This is a genomic window from Dactylosporangium sp. CA-052675 (assembly GCF_050947935.1).
Lineage (GTDB): Bacteria > Actinomycetota > Actinomycetes > Mycobacteriales > Micromonosporaceae > Dactylosporangium.
This window is the reverse complement of sequence record NZ_CP192010.1, coordinates 7,242,427-7,261,393: the sequence shown is the minus strand read 5'-3', so window position 1 is coordinate 7,261,393 and position 18,967 is coordinate 7,242,427. Positions and strand designations below refer to the sequence as shown.

Annotated in this window: 9 protein-coding genes; 8 read left to right on the top strand and 1 reads right to left on the bottom strand. The window is 66.0% G+C overall.

Going from position 1 to position 18,967, the window contains the following annotated elements:
• Positions 1-21: 21 nt before the first annotated feature.
• A complete protein-coding gene (locus tag ACQP1P_RS32375) occupies positions 22-1,503 on the bottom strand; it encodes a hypothetical protein (protein ID WP_433076622.1) in 1,482 nt (493 codons plus the stop codon).
• Between the two features lie 260 nt (positions 1,504-1,763).
• On the opposite strand from ACQP1P_RS32375, the gene ACQP1P_RS32370 reads away from it, so the two are divergent.
• The 8 genes from ACQP1P_RS32370 (at position 1,764) to ACQP1P_RS32335 (ending at position 18,958) form a co-directional block, all read left to right on the top strand.
• Positions 1,764-2,270, top strand: a complete 507-nt coding sequence (locus ACQP1P_RS32370) for a hypothetical protein (RefSeq protein WP_433076620.1) — start codon at positions 1,764-1,766, stop codon at positions 2,268-2,270.
• Between the two features lie 90 nt (positions 2,271-2,360).
• Complete coding sequence (locus ACQP1P_RS32365; RefSeq protein WP_433076618.1) at positions 2,361-2,570, top strand: hypothetical protein; 210 nt, start codon at positions 2,361-2,363, stop codon at positions 2,568-2,570.
• Positions 2,524-3,171, top strand: coding sequence for an HNH endonuclease (locus ACQP1P_RS32360; RefSeq protein WP_433076616.1), 648 nt, complete (start codon positions 2,524-2,526; stop codon positions 3,169-3,171). Before ACQP1P_RS32365 ends, ACQP1P_RS32360 begins: the two co-directional genes overlap by 47 nt.
• A 219-nt stretch (positions 3,172-3,390) precedes the next feature.
• Positions 3,391-3,756: a hypothetical protein gene (locus tag ACQP1P_RS32355; RefSeq protein WP_433076614.1), complete on the top strand. Its 366-nt coding sequence runs from the start codon at positions 3,391-3,393 to the stop codon at positions 3,754-3,756.
• A gap of 101 nt (positions 3,757-3,857) precedes the next feature.
• A complete protein-coding gene (locus tag ACQP1P_RS32350) occupies positions 3,858-5,267 on the top strand; it encodes an IS1380 family transposase (protein ID WP_433076612.1) in 1,410 nt (469 codons plus the stop codon).
• 172 nt (positions 5,268-5,439) lie between these two features.
• Positions 5,440-6,936, top strand: a complete 1,497-nt coding sequence (locus ACQP1P_RS32345; protein ID WP_433076610.1) for a hypothetical protein — start codon at positions 5,440-5,442, stop codon at positions 6,934-6,936.
• A gap of 425 nt (positions 6,937-7,361) precedes the next feature.
• Positions 7,362-8,596, top strand: a protein-coding gene (locus ACQP1P_RS32340; protein WP_433076608.1) for an IS3 family transposase whose coding sequence is annotated in 2 segments (ribosomal slippage) — positions 7,362-7,641 and positions 7,641-8,596 — 1,236 coding nt in all. Because the reading frame shifts where the segments join, the coding sequence is not laid out codon by codon here.
• A gap of 24 nt (positions 8,597-8,620) precedes the next feature.
• Positions 8,621-18,958 carry a LamG-like jellyroll fold domain-containing protein gene (locus ACQP1P_RS32335; RefSeq protein WP_433076607.1) on the top strand — a complete coding sequence of 3,446 codons (10,338 nt, stop codon included), beginning with the start codon at positions 8,621-8,623 and terminating at the stop codon, positions 18,956-18,958.
• Positions 18,959-18,967 lie beyond the last annotated feature (9 nt).

Here is an 18,967-nt window from a genome sequence, read left to right as displayed (position 1 = left end):
GCGGGTTTCAGCGCGGGCCGGTCAGCGGAATCTCGCGTCTTCGCGAGGCCACGGTGACTGGAAACCGATGCCGGTCGTCAACTCCTGGAAGCTGGTGTGCATCTTGACGAGGCGCTTCATCGGGTCGCTGTAATACGAGACTTCGTCGTCTGAGATCGAGTGAGGGTCACGCGGTCGTGGTCCGGCGCCGTCGCCGGCCCTTACACCGGCGAAGGACTGCTTGTTCGCCTCATGTACCCGGTCGTAGTCATGCGGTCGGTGACCGGGATACCACAGGTAGGAGATTTCGTCCCACACGCGGTCACAGCGGTCGCGGGTGGTGGCCCAGTCGGCGATGTCGACTGCTGGATGCCGCTGTGTGAAGTCGTAGAAGTTGCGGAGCTCCTGCACCGCGAACGCCGCCACATAGAGCAGGGCGAGCTCGGCACTGTAGTGGTTGTACGACGGCACGTTGAAGTTGTTGCGGCCATACAGGATGTCCGTGACGTGGCTCAGCGGATGCGTGAATGCGCTCAGGAAGCGGTAATGGACTTCGATGCGCTTGATCGTCACGTCGTCGGCGAACCGGTTGATCAGCAGGTTCTTCTTGATGCTAGACCAACTGAGGTATGTGCGGTACAGCATGTCGTTCTGTTTGGCTCTGGTCCTCAGCTGCTCCGGGTCGCTGAGGCCGTCATCGAATAGGTCTTGTGCGCTCGGTGGCCCGAGGTAAGGGTGGTACTGCTCGAGCAGGAAGTAGTGCGGGCTCATGGTGTACGAGTCCTCGCCGGCGGCCTGCGCGGCCTGGATCCCGGGAGTAACGATCTCGACGGTCCTGCCCTTCCGGGTCCAGTCCACCACGTCAGCGAACCGCTCGCCGGCCGCTCGTTGCCGCTGCCACTCCGACCAGGTGGCATCGTCGACGTTCTCTGCGATCCGGATCAGTCGCTCACCGGAGAAGACGAGGTGGTCGACGAGGACGTGCTCCAGGCATGTACGCAGGGTTCCGAACGCCGGTCCGTAGGCGTCCGCTGTAGCGGAGAGGACCGCGGCGCGGAGGTAGAGCGCCAGACCTTTCGCCCGGTCAGCGCATACGGTGTGCTGCCAATGCTGGGTGTCGTTGCGATGCTCCAGACGGGCGCTGAGCGTCTGGAGGTCTTCGATCAGGTGGCAGGCGTCGGGGAGGAGTGTCGGGAAGTCGTTGATGCCGGGCCAGGACACGTGAGCCTCCAGGAACGCGAGCAGCTGCGCGGCAATCATGCCACCCTGCGCCGACGGCGGCGGACCAATTTGTTGAGCGTCTCGGCTGGTCAGGTCACGTGGTAGGTGCGGAGGAGGTCGGCGAAGAACGCCCGCAGCACCTGTCGCGCGCTCCACGTTGTCGATGTCTCGCCAGGCCGCCTGATGGCCGTCGATTGGCTGCGCCCGGGTGCGGCTGCCCGGTTCCTCTGGGGCCGCGTCCAGCACTCGGTCGAGCTCGAGTACGCCGAGCGCGTCCTGCAGCTGGAAGCTGCGGGCCAGCACGGCGAGCCATTACTAAAACCTGGTCTCGGCGTTCCAGGCGGCCTTGGCGAGGTCGCTGATGTCGGCCTTGTGCTCGAGCTTCTCGGTGAACGCATCGAGTATGTCGATGACCTCGTTGCATCGCGGTCACCTCGATGCGCGAAGATCGTTGGATGCAGGACCCAGCCACCGGGCTCGTGCCTCATACTGTTGCACTAGCGTCGCACGTCCAGCGTGTGGATCTATCGATCGACCTGCATCGACAGAGTGGCTACGGTCACGTGGGCGCCATTCTCGTTGACGCGATCCTGCAGGCTGGTATGCGATACGAGACGGTGAACGCCCGAGCGCACCAGTTTCGCTCCGACCAGCCAGATGCGGACACAACAAGCGGTCTGTTGGCACTCGGCGGCCCGGATCGCCTACGCGAGATGCTCAAGTGGCCCGGCAAGAAGCCGGACCGCATCCATCGACTTGCGCTCCACCTGGCTGCCGCCGGCGTCGATACGGTCGAGCAACTTGCGGCCTTCGTCAGCAACCGAGAGAACGTCACCGCACTCTGTGCGATAAACGGTGTGGGTCCGAAGACTGCGGATTACCTGTGCATTCTGGCCGGCGTGTCCACTGCAGCAGTCGATGTTCATCTTCGTTCGTTTGCCGCCGACGCCGGCTTGCCGAATCTCTCATACGGCGACCTGCACAGCTGCTACTTAGGGGCCGCTGAGCGTCTTGAAGTGGATCCCCGGGACCTGGATCGTGCGGTCTGGAGGTATATCACGGGTCGTTAGAGCAACGACCATGGTGGGCGGTCCGGTAACCCCAACGAGCCAACAGCAAGGGCAGACGGTAAGCGCCGAACAGGGAAAGGCAGTGATGCGATGAGCGAGTACGTCTATCCAGTCAATGAGAACGACCCGGAAGCGTGGGGATACGACGAGCGTGTACTCGACATGTTCCGAGCCGTCCGACCAGGCAACATCGCCGATTGGCACCTCGGCAGCAGCTTCCGCCTGCTGAAGGCCAGCGACACCATCTGGGTGTATGCAGGCGTTCCGTACTCTCGAATCGTCGCGCGGCGTTGCCGTTGATGGTCTGCGCTGGTCGGAAGCCCATACCTGTTGGCGGATCTACATCCAGTGGGATACGCAAACGACCAGCCAGCTCCTCTCCGCCTCGACGCCGCCCGAGATCCTGTCCTCCTCGCCGCGGACGGTACGCACGCTCGACTCGGCCGAAACCAGCCGACTCCAGGACTGGCTCGTTGCCGTACGTGCACCGCGACCGCAGATACTGCCGAAGTCCCGCATGCGGAGACTCCAGCAGGTGCTGGACCGGCAAGGCCAACCGGTATTCCGGGCCGAACTTATGAAGGCCTACCACGGGCGGTGCGCGGTCAGCGGGTGCGACGTCAGCGACGTGCTTCAGGCCGCCCACATCGACCCAGTCGCCAGCGGTGGGCGTGACCACGTCAGCAACGGCCTATTGCTACGTGCGGACCTGCACAACCTCTTCGACAAGACGCTCATCTGGGTCGACGGCCGCAACCGTGTCCGCGTAGATCCAAGACTTAAGAACTCCGAGTACGCCGAGTTCGATGGAGGATTGCTACGTCAGCCGAGCGGATCCGCGAGCCGACCAGACAAGGAAGCGCTCCGTCGTCACCGAGAGCGAATCCTCAGCAGCTCGTAGCTGCCGCTCGCCGGCACAACCGCCGACGCGCGCCACAGCGAGTACTCCCGACTAGCGTCGAGTCCCGACGTTGCGAAAAGTGGTCTCGGCGTTCGTCCACCGTGAGGCGGGTTTGACGTGCGTCGGTGGCGTGAGCGGGGCCGTCGATCAGGACACACCGTCATCGCGCCTGGCCGTGGTTCTTCGTGCCAGCCGGACGGCTCAAGCACAATTGCATCCATGCCGCGGCGGAGCGACACGAGATGGTCCATCGGCGACGACACCCTCATCGAGCTGATGCATGCCCTGAAGGCACCTGAGGTTCCGTGGTCGGAGCCGACTCGCCCAGGCGTGCTTCTTGCGCTCGACGAGCTGCTCGCCTGGGTTGACGACCCGAGACCGTTCGACGGTCGTATGCACGTCTCCGGGTGGGACTCTGCCGGTCAGGACCTCGTCGACGCAGTCGATGGGCTGGGTCAGCATCTGCAGGCGGTCGTCGCCGTCCACGTCGCCACCGTGAAGTCGTTGTGGCGCAACGACGTCGGCGACGATCCTGTCCAGCGGCAGCAGCTGAAGACCGCCGCGTTAGCCCGGGTCATTCGTTAAGGGCTGCCCACATGCTGGTTCGAATGGGAACAGGTGCCGTCTGAGCTGGGAAGATAGGACTTGTCGAGGGTCCTTGTCCATCCCGCCCGGAGGGCACCTGCATGGTGAAGCGTACCGGAACGCGTCCGAGGATTGTGGTGTCCGCCGACGGTCGTGGCGTCGTCGGTCATGCCGGTGCGCGCCTGCTCACCGACATCGCCGATGTGACCGGTCTGACCGGCGCGTGCAGTGATGCCCTCGCCGGGTTGCGGCAGCGTCGCGGCGGCCACGACCCGGGCCGGATCGCGGTCGACCTGGCGGTGACGCTCGCCGACGGCGGCGAAACGATCTCGGACCTGGCCGTAATCCGAGACCAGGCGGCGTTGTTCGGGCCCGTCGCGTCGGACCCGACCGCGTGGCGACTGTTGTCCATCATGGACAGCGCGGTACTGCGCCGGCTGGCCGCTGCGCGAGCGCAAGCACGCGACATCGCGTGGGCACAACGGATCGACACACACGGCGGGCTGCCGCAGACCACGGCCGCCGGCCTGCCCATCCCGGGCCTGACCCTCGACCTGGACGCCTCCATCGTGATCTGCCACTCCGAGAAAGAAGCAGCAACCCCGACCTGGAAGAAGAATTTCGGCTACCACCCGCTGTTCTGCTTCCTGGACAACACCCGCGAAGCGCTGTCCGGGCTATTACGTGAGGGCCGGGCCGGGTCGAACACCACCGCCGATCACATCACCGTCCTGGACGACGCCCTCACCCAGATCCCCGACCACATGCGCCACGGCACCCCGATCCTGATCCGATCGGACTCCGCCGGCTGCACCCACGGCCTGCTCACCCACATCCGCAGCCTCCGCAAACAGGGAGTCGACGCCCGGTTCTCCGTCGGCGTCGCGATCACCGAACCGATCCGCCAGGCCATCCTCACCGCCAAACAGCACCTGCCATGGGTGCCGGCCCTCGACGGCGACGGTGAACCCCGCGACGGCGCCGACATCTGCGAACTGACCGGCCTCGTCCCAGACGACGGCTACCCACCCGGCACCCGGTTCATCGTCCGTCGCGAAGAGCCGCACCCCGGCGCGCAACTGTCGCTGTTCGACACCGTCGAAGGCCTCCGCCATCAGGTGTTCGCCACCGACACCCCACCCGGCAACGGCAGCACCCAGTTCCTCGAGGCCCGCCACCGCGGCCACGCCCGCGTCGAGGACCGCATCCGCACCGGCAAGGACACCGGCTTCGGCCGGTTCCCGTCCCGCGTCTTCGCCATCAACCAGGCCTGGCTGCAACTCGCCCTCACCGGCATCGACCTGCTCGCCTGGACCCAGATGCTCCTCCTCAACGGGGCCCTCGCGACCGCCGAACCGAAGAAGCTGCGCTACCGACTCCTGCACGTCGCCGCACGCATCACCCACACCGCCCGCCAAACCCGGCTCCGAATCGCCGAAACCTGGCCATGGGCAACAGATCTAGCCACCGCGTTCACCCGACTCAACGGGCTCCCACGCCCAACCGGCTGACACCCGCACCCGATCGCGTCGACACCCACGGAGGAAACCGGCCAACGCGCCGGAATTTCAGCACGCCCACGCGGCCCACCAACCTGAGCAAAGATCAAAAAGCCGCTCCCGGCCGCCATGATCGACTGATAACGAAAGACCGAGGTTAGCACTACGAGCCGAATTTGCCACCATGGATGCAGCGAAGGCCGCTTGGAAGGACTTGTCGAAGGCGTGTGCCCAACCGACGCGGCCGTCGGGCACCGTTGCTGCCCGCCGGGACGCGTTCTGGGAGGTCGTCAGGGCTGCAGATCGCAACGCGGAGGAACTGTCCAGGTCGCTGACCAACGTACTGACCGGAAGCCGCCGTAGTGCTACCTACGCGCTGATCGCATTGGGTGACGTCGACCCGGACATGGTCGATTACCCCACCCTACGCGGCGGGCCCAACACCCCGGTCGACGAACGCTTGGAGTTGGCCGAGCGGCTCCTTGTTCTGCCTACCGAGAGCCATGCACATGTCGTGTGGTTCGCGTTTCGACAGGCATCGTTGGTCACCATGGGCCAGAGCCTGCCGGCTGTCGAGTTCTTCGATGCCGAGTGGCTGCATGGCAATCTCTTCAACGACGGCCCTTTCCGTGGCCAGCTGCCTGCCGAGCTCACGCAGTTGGAGTATCCGGCGGAACTCCCGGACGAAAAGGACGTGGTCCTCGCCCGCGTTGATCTTGGCGTCGGCAAGTTCTCCGACGCGATCCGTGAGGCGGCGCAGCGGGTCGATGCGCTGCTGAGCATGGCCACGTTTAGCTGTGCGGTGCCTTGGCAGCGGCTGACCGGGGCGATCCACGTGCAGGACGGGCGCATCGTTCACCAGAGTGCCTTCTGGGTTTCCGACCGGCCGCAGTCGCCGTACGTGCTCGAATCCACGGCTGCCCAGTTCTCGCGGATGGCGCCGCGGGTCGCGCCCCGGATCCCGATCGCAGATCCAGCTGCGAAGGACATCATCGATTCCCTGCAGTGGTGGCGCGTCGGCACCACGAGTTCGGCAGCGGAATCGCTTCTGCTGAACGTACGTGTCATCGAACTAGTGGCGAGTCGCCTTAACGAGATCTCGTGGACGACCTATCTGGAGAAGTACCTCAAAAACCTGTGGATTCGTCAGTCGATCTTCGACGTGCTGGACCACGCCTTCTGGGAGGCAGTGCATCAGCCGGTGCCTTCGGAGATGCGCGAACTGCAGCGGTCGATTTTCCTCGAGGCGACTTCGTCGTCTCATGGCGAACAAAGGTTTTCGATCAAGAAGGCGGCGGCCTACGTTACCGAGATGCTGGCCTTCACTCCAACGCATGGCCCGCTCGGACGGGACCTGCGCACAATCCAGAGGCGCACAGCGAACGCTAGGGCGCTGCAGGTCTGGGTGAAAGAGGTGGAATGTCACTGGAGCGTCTCGGTGCATCGACTCGAACGCGTCCGGAACGCCGTCGCCCACGGTGGGCCGTTCACCGATCGCGGAATCCAGCTCGTCCACCCGCTGAGCCAGCACCTCTCGATGTGGTCGCTGCGGGAGGTCGTTGAGGCCGTCGTTGAGGGTGTACCACTTTTGCAGGCGTTTCAGCAGGCGAGCAATCGATGGAACGCCTGGCGAGCGTCATTGGCGAACGCCGGTTCGATCGCCGACATCTTTACGAGTTGATGCCGGAGATATGAGGCAGGCTGACAGCTGCAGCAGCCGCGGACGCTGCAGTAGTTCTGTGAGCAGCATCTTCACCGCCCGCTCCACCTTCGAGGGGGTCGAGATCCTGCCAGCTAATCAACAAGCGCTCCTTGGTCAGAAGGACCTCTGCGATGCCACGTCAACGCACTGCGGCCAGCCCTTGTCGGCGGTGGGACTGGAGGGTACCGGGAATGGAGGGCCCGTCGGGCCCGGCGAACGCCCGCACGGACAAGCGGTTCAGGGTTCTCGCGCGTCTGACCGCAGCGTGCCGTCGACCTGACTATCAATCGAGTGCGTCCAGAGGCAGTGTGATCCGCAGACTCGAATCCGAGAGTGCGGCCTCGAAGGTCAGTGTCCCGCCCCGGGTTTGATGGAGACATCGAACACCCGGAGGATGAGCTGTTATGCCGGCACCGAGGAAGTACAGCGATGAGCTGCGTGAGCGTGCGACCCGGTTGGCGGTCGAGGCCCGCCGGGATCCGGCGTCCGCGACGGGCGCGATCCGGCGGATCGCGGAGCAGCTCGGGGTGCATCCGGAGGCGTTGCGGACGTGGGTGAAGCAGGCCGAGACGGACGCCGGTGACCGGCCGGGCACGAGTAGCAGTGATGCCGAGCGGATCGCGGCCCTCGAACGGGAGAATCGTGAGCTGCGCCGGGCGAACCAGATCCTGAAGTCCGCGGCGAGTTTCTTCGCGGCGGAGCTGGACCGTCCATCGCGATGAGAGTCGCGTTCGTCGACGCTCAGCAAGAGGAACACGGTGTCCAGCCGGTCCTGCAGGCCCTTGAAGACACGCCGGCACAGATCGCACCGTCGACCTACTACGCCGCCAAGACCCGCCCGGCCAGCGCCCGCTCGCGGCGCGACGAGGAGCTGACGGTACTGATCCGGCAGGTCCACGCGGACAACTACGGCGTCTACGGCGCTCGAAAGGTCTGGCACGAGCTGCGTCGCCGCGGCGTCGAGGTGGCCCGGTGCACCGTCGAGCGGCTGATGCGCGCCACCGGGCTACGCGGGCTGCTGCGCGACAAGGCGCCGCGCACGACCCGGCCCGCGGCCGAAACGGACCGGCCCCGCGACCTCGTCCGACGCGACTTCACCGCCGCGGGTGCGAATCAGCTGTGGGTAGCTGATCTGACCTACGTGCGCACCACCGCCGGCTGGGTCTACGCCGCGTTCGTCCTCGACGTGTACTCCCGCATGATCGTCGGCTGGCAGGTCTCCACGTCGCTCTACACCGATCTGGCGTTGGACGCGTTGAAGATGGCCCTCTGGCGCCGCGAGGCGCAGGGTGCTGACCTGCAAGGACTCGTGCACCACTCGGATCGCGGCGTGCAGTACCGGGCGATTCGCTACAGCCAGCGCCTCGCCGAGGCCGGCGCCGTCGCGTCGGTCGGCTCGAAGGGAGACTCCTACGACAACGCCATGGCCGAAGCGTTCAACTCCCTCTACAAGGCCGAACTCGTCCGCAACCGGGGCCCCTGGCACGGGCTCGACGACCTGGAGATGGCCACCGTCGAGTACATCGACTGGTACAACAACCGCCGCCTGCACGGCGAACTCGGACACATCCCACCCGCCGAACACGAAGCCCTACACGCGATGACCCGGACGGTCACCACACCCCTGAAAACCAGATAACCAACTCTCCATCAAACCCGGGGCTTGACATTCGCCGCCGGTAGTGCCCGCAAGCTCGATGCCGATGAGCACGCGCTGAAGACGTCCGCGTCGCCGGCAGGCGACGACCTGGTGCGGCTCAACCCGTCCAAGGGCACCGAGCTGGCGTACTCCCTCGCTGGCGCGACCCCAGGCAAGGCGCTCGTCGACGGGGCGGTGGCGACCTACCGTGACGTGCTGCCCGGCGTCGACCTCGAACTGGCGGCGCTCTCCACCGGTGTCAAGGAGACCCTAACGCTGCGTTCGGCCGACGCCCCGGCCACCTACGTCTACCCACTGCGGCTCAAGGGCCTGACCCCGCGGATCGGCGCCGACGGTGGTGTCGAGTTCACCGACACCGCGGGCGTGGTTGTGCTCACGATGCCGCTGGGGTACCTCGAGGACTCCGCGGTCGACATGAGCGGCGCCGGGGCGACGTCCTACGCCATGCAGTACGAGATCATCACGGTCGACGGTGGCCCGGCGATCCGGATGAGCGTCGACCAGGCATGGCTGCAGGACGCGAAGCGGAAGTTCCCGGTCCGGATTGACCCGCAGATCTCGATCACCACCGCCGGCGGTGACACCTACAGCCTCTCGTCGGAGGCCAGCACCACGCACGGCGCCAACAACAGCGTGGCGGCCGGCCGGTACGACGACTCGGTGGCCAACAAGGCCCGCGGGTTCCTGCGCTTCGGCAACATCCCTCTGCTGTTCGACCCGAACAGCAGCAACTTCAAGCTCGACTCCGCCCGGCTGCATCTGTTCCAGACGTACCAGATCAAGGACGGCACCAGCTGCCCTTCGAAGCAGACGAACTTCTACCGGGTCACCGGTAACTGGTCCGAGAGCACGTTGACGTGGAACAACCAGCCGGGCGACAACCAGGCCGCGCGTGAGGCGGCCGGGCTGCAGCCGATGGCGAAGGACACCACGGCCAACAACGCCGCCTGCAACAACACCGGCGCTGTGCGCAACGTCGGCACGTGGATCGCGCCGTGGCTGGACAACGATGAGGTCAAGGACTGGGCGATCCACAACAACACGTACGGCATCGCGGTCAAGGCCAACGAGAGCGACGCCACGACGTGGAAGCGGTTCACGTCCTCGGACATGAGCCTCACCTGCAATGATGCCGTGTTCGGCAACATTTCGTGCGCGCCGTGGATCGAGGTCAACTACACCACGAACGTGCAGCCCGAGATGACTGCGCAGTATCCGGCAAACAACACGGCGGTGAGCACGCTGACGCCGGAGTTCTCGGCCCGCGGCTACGATCCGGACAACTGGCCCGGCTACGGCGTGCAGTACCAGTTCCTGATCCTCGACGACCAGGGCAACACAATTGCGGACTCCGGCCGCAGCGCCAACAGCGTCTGGAAACCCAACCCCGGCGTGCTGCAGTGGGGCAAGCAGTACTTCTACCAGGCCAGGATCTACGACGGGCAGGTGTGGGGTCCGGCCAACCCAGTCACGTACGCGTTCTCCACCGCCGTGCCGCAACCGTTGGTGACCTCGTCGCTGGCGCAGAACGGCGGGAAAGGCTTCGAGGGCTCAGTCGGCAACTACACCACGTCGGCCGTCGACGCCCAGGTGACCACGGTCGGCCCGGCCCTGGCGATCAACCGCGACTACAACAGCCTTGACACCCGGGCCACCAGCTCGTTCGGGCAGGGCTGGTCCTCGGTCACGGACATGCAGGTCCGCGAAGGCAAGGACGCCGGCGGGACGCTGCAGACCGCCACCGTGCGCTACCCCAGCGGCCAGGAGGTCACGTTCGGCCGTAACAACGACACGAACAACACCTGGGCACCGCCGCCCGGCCGGTACTCGGTGTTCAAACCGATCACCAGCGGCGGATACTCGCTCACCGACAAAGACTCCACCACCTACGAGTTCACCCAAAACCTGGGCACCGGCGTCTACGGCCTGACGAAGATCACCGACCCGTCCGCCCGGTCGGTCACCGTCCACTACGACGGCAGCAACCACGCCGACCTCATCACGTCCCTGGCATCACAGCGCGCCCTGCACCTGACCTGGAGCACCCCGTCCGGCGCCACCACCGCCCACGTCGCCACGGTGACGACCGACCCAACCGATCCGACGGTACCGTCAAGCACGCTGACCTGGACGTACACCTACACCGGCGACAAGCTCACCAAGGTCTGCCCGCCAGGGACCACGACCGCGTGCGCCACGTACGAGTACCAGACGGTCAACCAGGCGCCCAGTGCCGTGCTCAACACCGGCCCGTACTCGTACTGGCGGCTCAACGAGACTTCGGGTACCCAGGCGCAGAGCGGCGTGCTGTCCAACGACGGCACCGATAACGGCATCTACAGCAACGTCACCCTCGGCGGCGCCCCGGCCCTGAACCAGTCCACGTCCACCACGGCCGCGTTCAACGGCACGAACTCGTCGGTCAAGCTGCCGATCAAGCTGGCGACCGAGAGTTCGTACCAGTCGGTCTCGCTGTGGTTCAAGACCGCGACACCGCTCGGCGTGCTGTTCTCCAACCAGCGCGACCTGGTGAGCCAGGGCGCCACGACGCCGTCGAACTACAACCCGGTGCTGTACATCGGCTCCGACGGCAAGCTGCGCGGCGAGTTCTGGGCGGACCGCGCGAGCACGCCGATCACGACGTCCGCTGCGGTCACCGACAATCAGTGGCACCACGTCGCGCTGTCGGGCAACGGCGGCACGCAGACGATGTACGTCGACGGCAACCTGGTCGGCACGATCACCGGCGCGCCGATTCTGCTGCACAACACCGACCAGCTGAACATGTACCTCGGCGCCGGCTTCCTCGGCGGCGGCTGGGCCGGCCACTCGTACAGCCAACCTACCGCCACGTTCTTCAACGGCTCCATCGCCGACGCCGCCTACTACAACAAGCCGCTGACCGCCGACGCGATGGTCGCCCTGTACAACGCGGGCAAGTACCCGGCCCCGGCGATGACGAAGATGACCAGCAACGCCGGACGGGTCCGGGCGCAGGTCGGCTACAGCAGCGTCAGCGGCCGGGTCACGCAGGTCACTGACGAGGCCGCCGGCGTCTGGCAGGTCGGCGCGCCGGTCGTGTCCGGCTCGAGCCAGGGCTATGTGTCCAGCGTACTGGGGGCACGGCCGCGCGAGTACTTTCGGCTCGGCGACACCAGCCTGCCCAACCGCGCCTATAGCCAGGTCCGCGGCATGTTCAACGCGACCTACAACAACGTCACCTATGACACCGTGCAGACCGGCACCAGCCCGTTCAGCGACGCCTATGGGGCCATCTTCAACGGCACCAGCTCGTACGTGCAGTACGACAAGTCCAACACCGTGCCGCCGCTGTTCGGGCCGAACGCGATCGAGATGTGGTTCAAGACGCCGGCGAACTACGCGTCCAGCGGCGTGCTGTACGGCTACCAGAGCGGGCCCGTGGATGCGGGCATCCCGCCCAGCCAGTTTAGTTACACACCGGCTCTGTATGTCGGCGGTGACGGCTATCTCCGCGGCCAGTTCTGGGACCACAGCCTCGCGCCGCTGACCTCGACGGTGAAGGTCAACGACGGCAACTGGCACCATGTGGTGCTGACCGGCGCCGGACCGCAGGGCGCCGCCGACGAGCAGAGCCTGTACCTGGACAACAAGCTCGTCGGGACGAAGACCGACTCCTTCACCACGCCGTTCGGTGCCGAGTACAGCTACATCGGCGCCGGCACGACGAAGAACTGGCCGGGTTCGACCAGTGACGCGAGCTTCTTCAAGGGCGACATTGCCGAGTTCGCGTTCTACGACCATGGGCTCGACGCCGCCCAGGTCGACTCCCACTACAAGTCGGCGACGGGGGCGCTCGCGTCCCAGGCTGGCGCGGCGCCACGGCTGACGCCGGTCAGCACGGTTTCGGTGACCAACCCTGGCGGCAACGTCTCGAAGCGCACGTTCGACCTGCTCAACGGCAGCCGCCTTATTGCCGACACCGACGCACTGGGCAACACCACCACCTACGGCTACGACGTGGCCGGGTACGTGTCCGACGTCTACGACCCGCTGGGGCAGAAGACCGAGACCGCCAAGGACGTCCGCGGCAACACGGTGCGGACCACCACCTGCCGCAACGATGACGAGTTCCTGCCGTGCCAGAGCACGTTGTACCAGTATTGGCCGGACGCCACGACCGCGGTGCTGACCCCGGACGGGCGCAATGACCAGCTTGTGCAGATTCAGCAGGTGACGGTCGACTGGGACACGGATCCCGACCCGGTCACCAAGTTCGCCTACGATGGGCCGGCTGGGAACCGCACCAGCACGACGTCCCCGCCGGTGCCTGGGTACCCCAACGGTCGCACCACGACGATTGAGTACACGACGGCCACGACGCCGGCGGTGGGTGGCGGCTTCACGCCGGCTGGTCTGCCGACGAAGACGACGTCAGCCGGCGGCGCATGGCAGCGCACGGAGTACAACTCCAATGGCGACGCGGTGCGCGTGACCGACGCGGCCGGGCTGGTCACGGAGTTCGCCTACGACGGCCTCGGCCGCGTCAAGCAGCAGAAGGTCTTCGCTCCCGGCTATCCGAGCGGGCTGGTGACGACCTACCGGTACGACCAGGACGCGCTGGTCGAGACCACCGAGCCGGTCGTCACGAACGCGGTGACCGGCGCGCAGCACCAGGCGCGGACCACGGATGTCGTGGATGCCGACGGCAACATCTTGTCCCGGACGGCCTCCGACGTGACCGGGGGCGACAGCCCGCGGGTGGTCACGAGCGAGTACAACTCGCACGGTCAGATCGTCAAGAGCACCGATCCTACGGGCGCGGTCACGCTGTACGGCTACGACGCCCTCGGCCGGCAGAACCAGCGGGTCAACTGCGACAGCAGCCCGGCGGCCGGCACCGCCTGCCCGTCCGGCGACCGGCTGCAGACCCTCGACCAGGTCTTCGACGCCAACGGCAAGCTGCTGACCAGCACGCTGACCGGCAAGGACGGCGTCGGCATCCAGCAGACCTACAACGTCTACTACGCCAACGGCGACCTCGCGTCTACGACGGACGCGATGGGCTGGACGACGAAGTACGAGTACTACGACGACGGCAAGGTCAAGAAGGTCAGCCGCACCGACGGCACCAAGACCACGGTGCTGCAGGAGAACTCGTACGACTACGTCGGCAACCTCGTCGGCGTCAGCGAGAACAACGGTGCGACCAGCATTCAGCAGGTCATGGACAAAGAGGGCCGGCTGCAGTCGACGAGCACCTACGCCTCCGGCGCGGCCGACGGCTCCCGCATCACCAACTACGTCTACGACGCCGACTCGCACGTCATCAGCGTGCGCAACATGGCCGACGGCAAGACGCTGCGCGACGTGCGCAATACCTACGACCCGATGGGCCGGCTCACATCCAAATCTATAGGCGTCGATGGCTCCTCCGGGCCGACCGCGTGGTGGAAGCTCGACGAAACCGCGAGCAGCGGTTACGCCACGGTCGCGGACTCCTCCGGCTCACATCTCAATGCGCGCGCGTTCTTCAGCGACGGCACGACACTCGGCAACGGCTACGCCAGCTTCAATACCAGCGCGCCGATCAGCACCGACAACCCGGTGCTCAACACGACGCAGTCGTATTCGGTGTCGGCGTGGGTGAAGCTCAACTCGTTCAGCGGCGAGTCGACGTTCGTCGGCCAGGGCGGCAACAACATCGGCGCCTTCTACCTGTTGTATCACTCGGGCATCGGCAAGTGGACGTTCATCGCCCCGAACGCGGACACCAGTTCCCCGGCGTGGAACTACGCCACGGCGGGCACGGCGGTGGCGACGAACCAGTGGGTGCACCTGGTCGCGGTGTTCGACGCGAACACCAAGCAGATGGCGTTGTACGCCAACAACGTCCGCGGCACCGACGGCACCAACCCGACGCCGTTCAACTCCGTCACCGGCCTGAACATCGGCGGCAACACTAGTGCTTCCGGCTCCGCAGTGTTCAAGCTCAACGGCGCGGTCGACAACGTGCAGGTGTTCCAGCGGGCGCTGACCGGCAGCGATGTGAACGCCCTGTGGAACAGCGGCAACGGCCGCACCAACCAGGCAGCGCTCAGCGGCACCCAGCTCACGACCAACTACACCGTCGACCAGCGTGGTCTCACCACCGATGTGACGGACCCGAACGGTAACACGACGTCGTACGCGTACGACGAGGACGGCAATCAGACGAAGGTCATCGCGCCGTCGGTGCTGGTCGAGCAGAACGGTGTGCCGGGCGTGTCGATCCGGCCGACGACCGTCGTCGGGTACAACACGTTCGGTGAGGCTGTCGAGACTCAGGACCCGCTCGGCAACGTCGTTACGACGCGGATGGACGCGGCCGGGCGGCCGTGGAAGACGATCCTGCCGTCGTATACGCAGCCTGGTACGGGCGGGGCGACGATCACCGACGCCAGCACGACGACCGTGTACGACAAGCTCGGCAACGTCACCTCCACGACCGACGCGCGGGGCAAGACGACCTCGTACGAGTACGACACCCTCGGCAACGTCACGAAGACCACCGACCCGGCCGGGAAAATCGCCACGGCGAAGTACGACCTGACCGGCAACCTGATCGAGGTCGTCGACCCGACCGGCGCCAAGAACACCGCCACGTACGACTATCTGGGTCGCAAGCTGACCAGCACGCAGTGGGTCCGCCAACCGTCGGCGACGGCGAACACCACGACGTACGACTACGGCACCGGCGTCTACGGCGCTGGTCCGTGGCTGCGCAAGGTGACGTCGCCCGCCGGGGTGACGGCGGAATCGACGTACAACAACGTCGGCGAGGTCATCACCGCGAAGGACGGCGCCGGCAACGTCACCACCACCGACTATGACGCGCTGGGCCGTCCGGTGAAGATCACCCGGCCCGACGGCACGAAGTCCCTCGCCTTCTACGACGCGGCCGGGCGCACGGTGAAGCAGCAGGAGCTCAACGCGGCCGGTACGGTGCTGACCACGGTCAGCGCGGGCTACGACAACAACGGGAACCTGCGCACGTCGACCGACGCTCGCGGCACGACCACGACGCTCACCTACGACGCGCTCAACCAGGTGACCGACGTGTCCGAGCCGGTGACCGCGACGACATCGATCCATACGTCGTACGGCTACGACGCCGCCGGTCATCAGACCCGCTTCACCGACGGGCGCAGCAACCAGTTCTGGAACACGTACAACAGGTGGGGCCTGCCCGAGTCGCAGATCGAACCGGCGACGATCGCGCACCCGAATGCCGGCGACCGGACGTTCACCGCGGTCTACGACGCGGCCGGTCGGATGTCGGCGCAGCTGCAGCCGGGCGGTGTGCGGGTCGACTACGCCTACGACGACCTCAACCGGCTGACCGGGCAGAGCGGTACCGGCGCTGAGGCCGCCACGGCGTCGCGGACGTTCGGCTACGACGACGCCGGTCGGCTCACGTCGCTGTCCGTGCCAGGGGAGACCGATACCGTCACCTACGACGACCGTGGCCTGCCGCTGACGATCACGGGGCCGTCGGACAACACGACCTACACCTACACCAACGACGGCCAGATGGCGTCGCGTGCCGACGCGGCCGGCACGACGAACTTCACCTACGACACCGCCGGCCGGTTCAAGACGGCGTCGAACGCCACCACGAACATCGACGTCACGGTCAACTACAACAACCTGTCGCTGCCGTCGACAGTCGTGTACGGCGTCAACAACCAGACCCGGACGTTCACCTACAACGACCTGCACCGGCTGACCAACGACCAGATCAAGCAGACGTCCGGCAGCACGATCCTGGGCAACATCGCCTACGAGTACGACGCCAACGGCAACGAGACGAAGAAGACCACGACCGGGTTCGCCGGAGCGTCGATCAACACGTACACGTATGACCTCGCCGACCGGCTCACGTCGTGGACGTCCGGGTCGACGGTCACGAACTACGAGTACGACGACTCGGGCAACCGCACCCGCAACGGCGCCAAAACCTTCACCTACGACCAGCGCAACCGCCTCGCGAGCGCCTCCGACGGCACCACATACTCCTACACCCCGCGCGGAACGCTCCGGCTGACCAGCGGGACGGCCGGCGTCTACAACACCACCACGGACGCCTACGGGCAGGTCATCACCCAGCAGGGCGCGGGGGGCACGAGCACCAACTCCTACGACGCGGGCGGGCGGGTCCTGCGGGCCGGGTTCCGGTACAGCGGCCTGGGCAACACCATCGCGAAGGACAGTACCGCGACCTATACCCGCGGCGCCGGCGGCGAGCTCCTCGGCACGGGTACAGGCAGTACTGGCGCGAACTCGTACTACGTGTGGACCGACCAGCACAACGACGTCGTCGGGCAGTTCCAGGCCACCGGCACCAGCCTCAACGGTTCCACCAGCTACGACCCCCTCGGCAAGGTCCTGTCGACCAGTGCCATGGTCGGCAGTCTCGGCTACCAGTCGGAGTGGACGGACACCGGCACCGGCCGGGTCAACATGCTGGCCCGCTGGTACAACGCCGACACCGGCCAGTTCGACACCCGCGACACCGTCGCGAACAGCCCGGTCCCGGACTCGATCGCGGCGAACCGGTACCAGTACGCGGGAAACAACCCGCTGACGAACGTCGACCCGTCCGGCAACTCGTTCTTCAGCAAGCTCAAGAGCGCCGCGTCGACGGTCACGAACGTCATCACCCACCCGATCCAGGCCGTCCAGAACGCCTACAACTACGTCGAGAAGAAGGTCGACCAGGCGGTCAACGCGCTGAGGAGCTTCGGCAGCTATGTGCTGGACAAGGCGGCCAAGGTCAAGAACGTCGTCGTCAACTCGACGACGAAGTGGGTGAAGAACAAGGTCAACGCCGTCAAGGACAAGTTCGACCAGGCCAAACAATGTTTGCAGGGCGGCGTGTCCAAATGCGTGAAGGAAACCGCGAAGGCCGCCGCGCAAAAGGTCGTGGACACGGTGAAGAACACCGTCGAGGCGATCAAACAGGACCCGTGGAAGTTCGTCGCCACTGCCGCAGTCGGCATCCTCGCCACGGTCGCGGTCGGTGCCCTGTGTGCCACCGGCGTCGGCTGCCTGATCGTCGCCGGCGCCGTCGCAGGCGCCATGCAAGCCGGCGCCGGCTACATGGTCGACGTAGTCCGCGGCGACGCCGAATTCTCCTGGTCCGGCCTCGCCGACACAATGATCGAGGGCGGCCTAGACGGCGCACTGAGCGCCGGCGTCTCCAAGTTCACCGGCGGCGCCACCAAGTTCATGACCAAGCCGTTCAAGGCCGCGGGTGGCGCTGGCGGCTTGAAGAACATGCGCGGCGGCGGAGGCGGCAAGGAGGTCACCGCCCCGAAACGCTCCAGCGGCGGCGAGTCGTCGGGCGGCGGTTCCCGCAAGGCCGACGAGCGCAGCAGCCGCCGCAGCGACGACGAGGGCGACGGGGGCGGCTCCGGCGGCTCGTGCACGGAGCGCCCGCACAGCTTCGCGCCCGACACGCTGGTCCTCCTGGCCGACGGCTCCACCAAGCCCATCAAGGACGTCCAGGTCGGCGACCAGGTCCTCGCCACCGACCCGACGACCGAGGCGACCCAAGGCAAAACAGTCGAGAGCCTGCACCGCAACCTGGACACCGACCTGACCGACGTCACCGTCCGCACCAAGGAAGGCTCCGACGCGGTCCTGCACACCACCTGGTTCCACCCGTTCTGGGACGACACCCAGCACACGTGGATCTACGCCCAGGACCTGAAGACCGGCGACGTCCTCCACACCGACGACGGCGCGATCGTCGAGGTCAAGAGCATCAGCAACACCGTCGGCTTCGCCGCCATGGACGACCTGACGATCCAGGACTACCACACCTACTACGTCATCGCTGGCGAGCACCCGGTCCTCGTCCACAACCAGAACTTCATCGAGCCGCCGTGCGGAAGCAAGGCAGCCGATGCCGTTACCTGGGTGAACGAGGCGAATGTCAAGCAGGGCCGTCTCGGCATGCCACCGTCTGCCTACCGATACCAATCCGGTGTGTCGGGAGCTAGGTCCAGTCTGGCCGGACACTCTCAGGCGCCGCAGCTTTCCATGCCGGCCGCCGATGGTACGGTGGTGACCGCGAAATTCGACGGATTAGAGGGCAATGAGGTCATTGACCGCAAGACCAACTTCGTGAATTCGAAGCTCGGTTCGTCAGTCGACAACGAGAAGCTCGATCTGGCTCGACGTCAGGCTGGAACGGCGATGTACAACGGTTTGACGCCAGTGTATGAGCTTCCATCGCCGGCTGCGGCCGACTTCGCGCGACAGAAGCTAGCCGAGTGGGGGCTTGACAAAGTTTTCGTTGTTCGTCAGCGCTCGTAAAGGATCAGG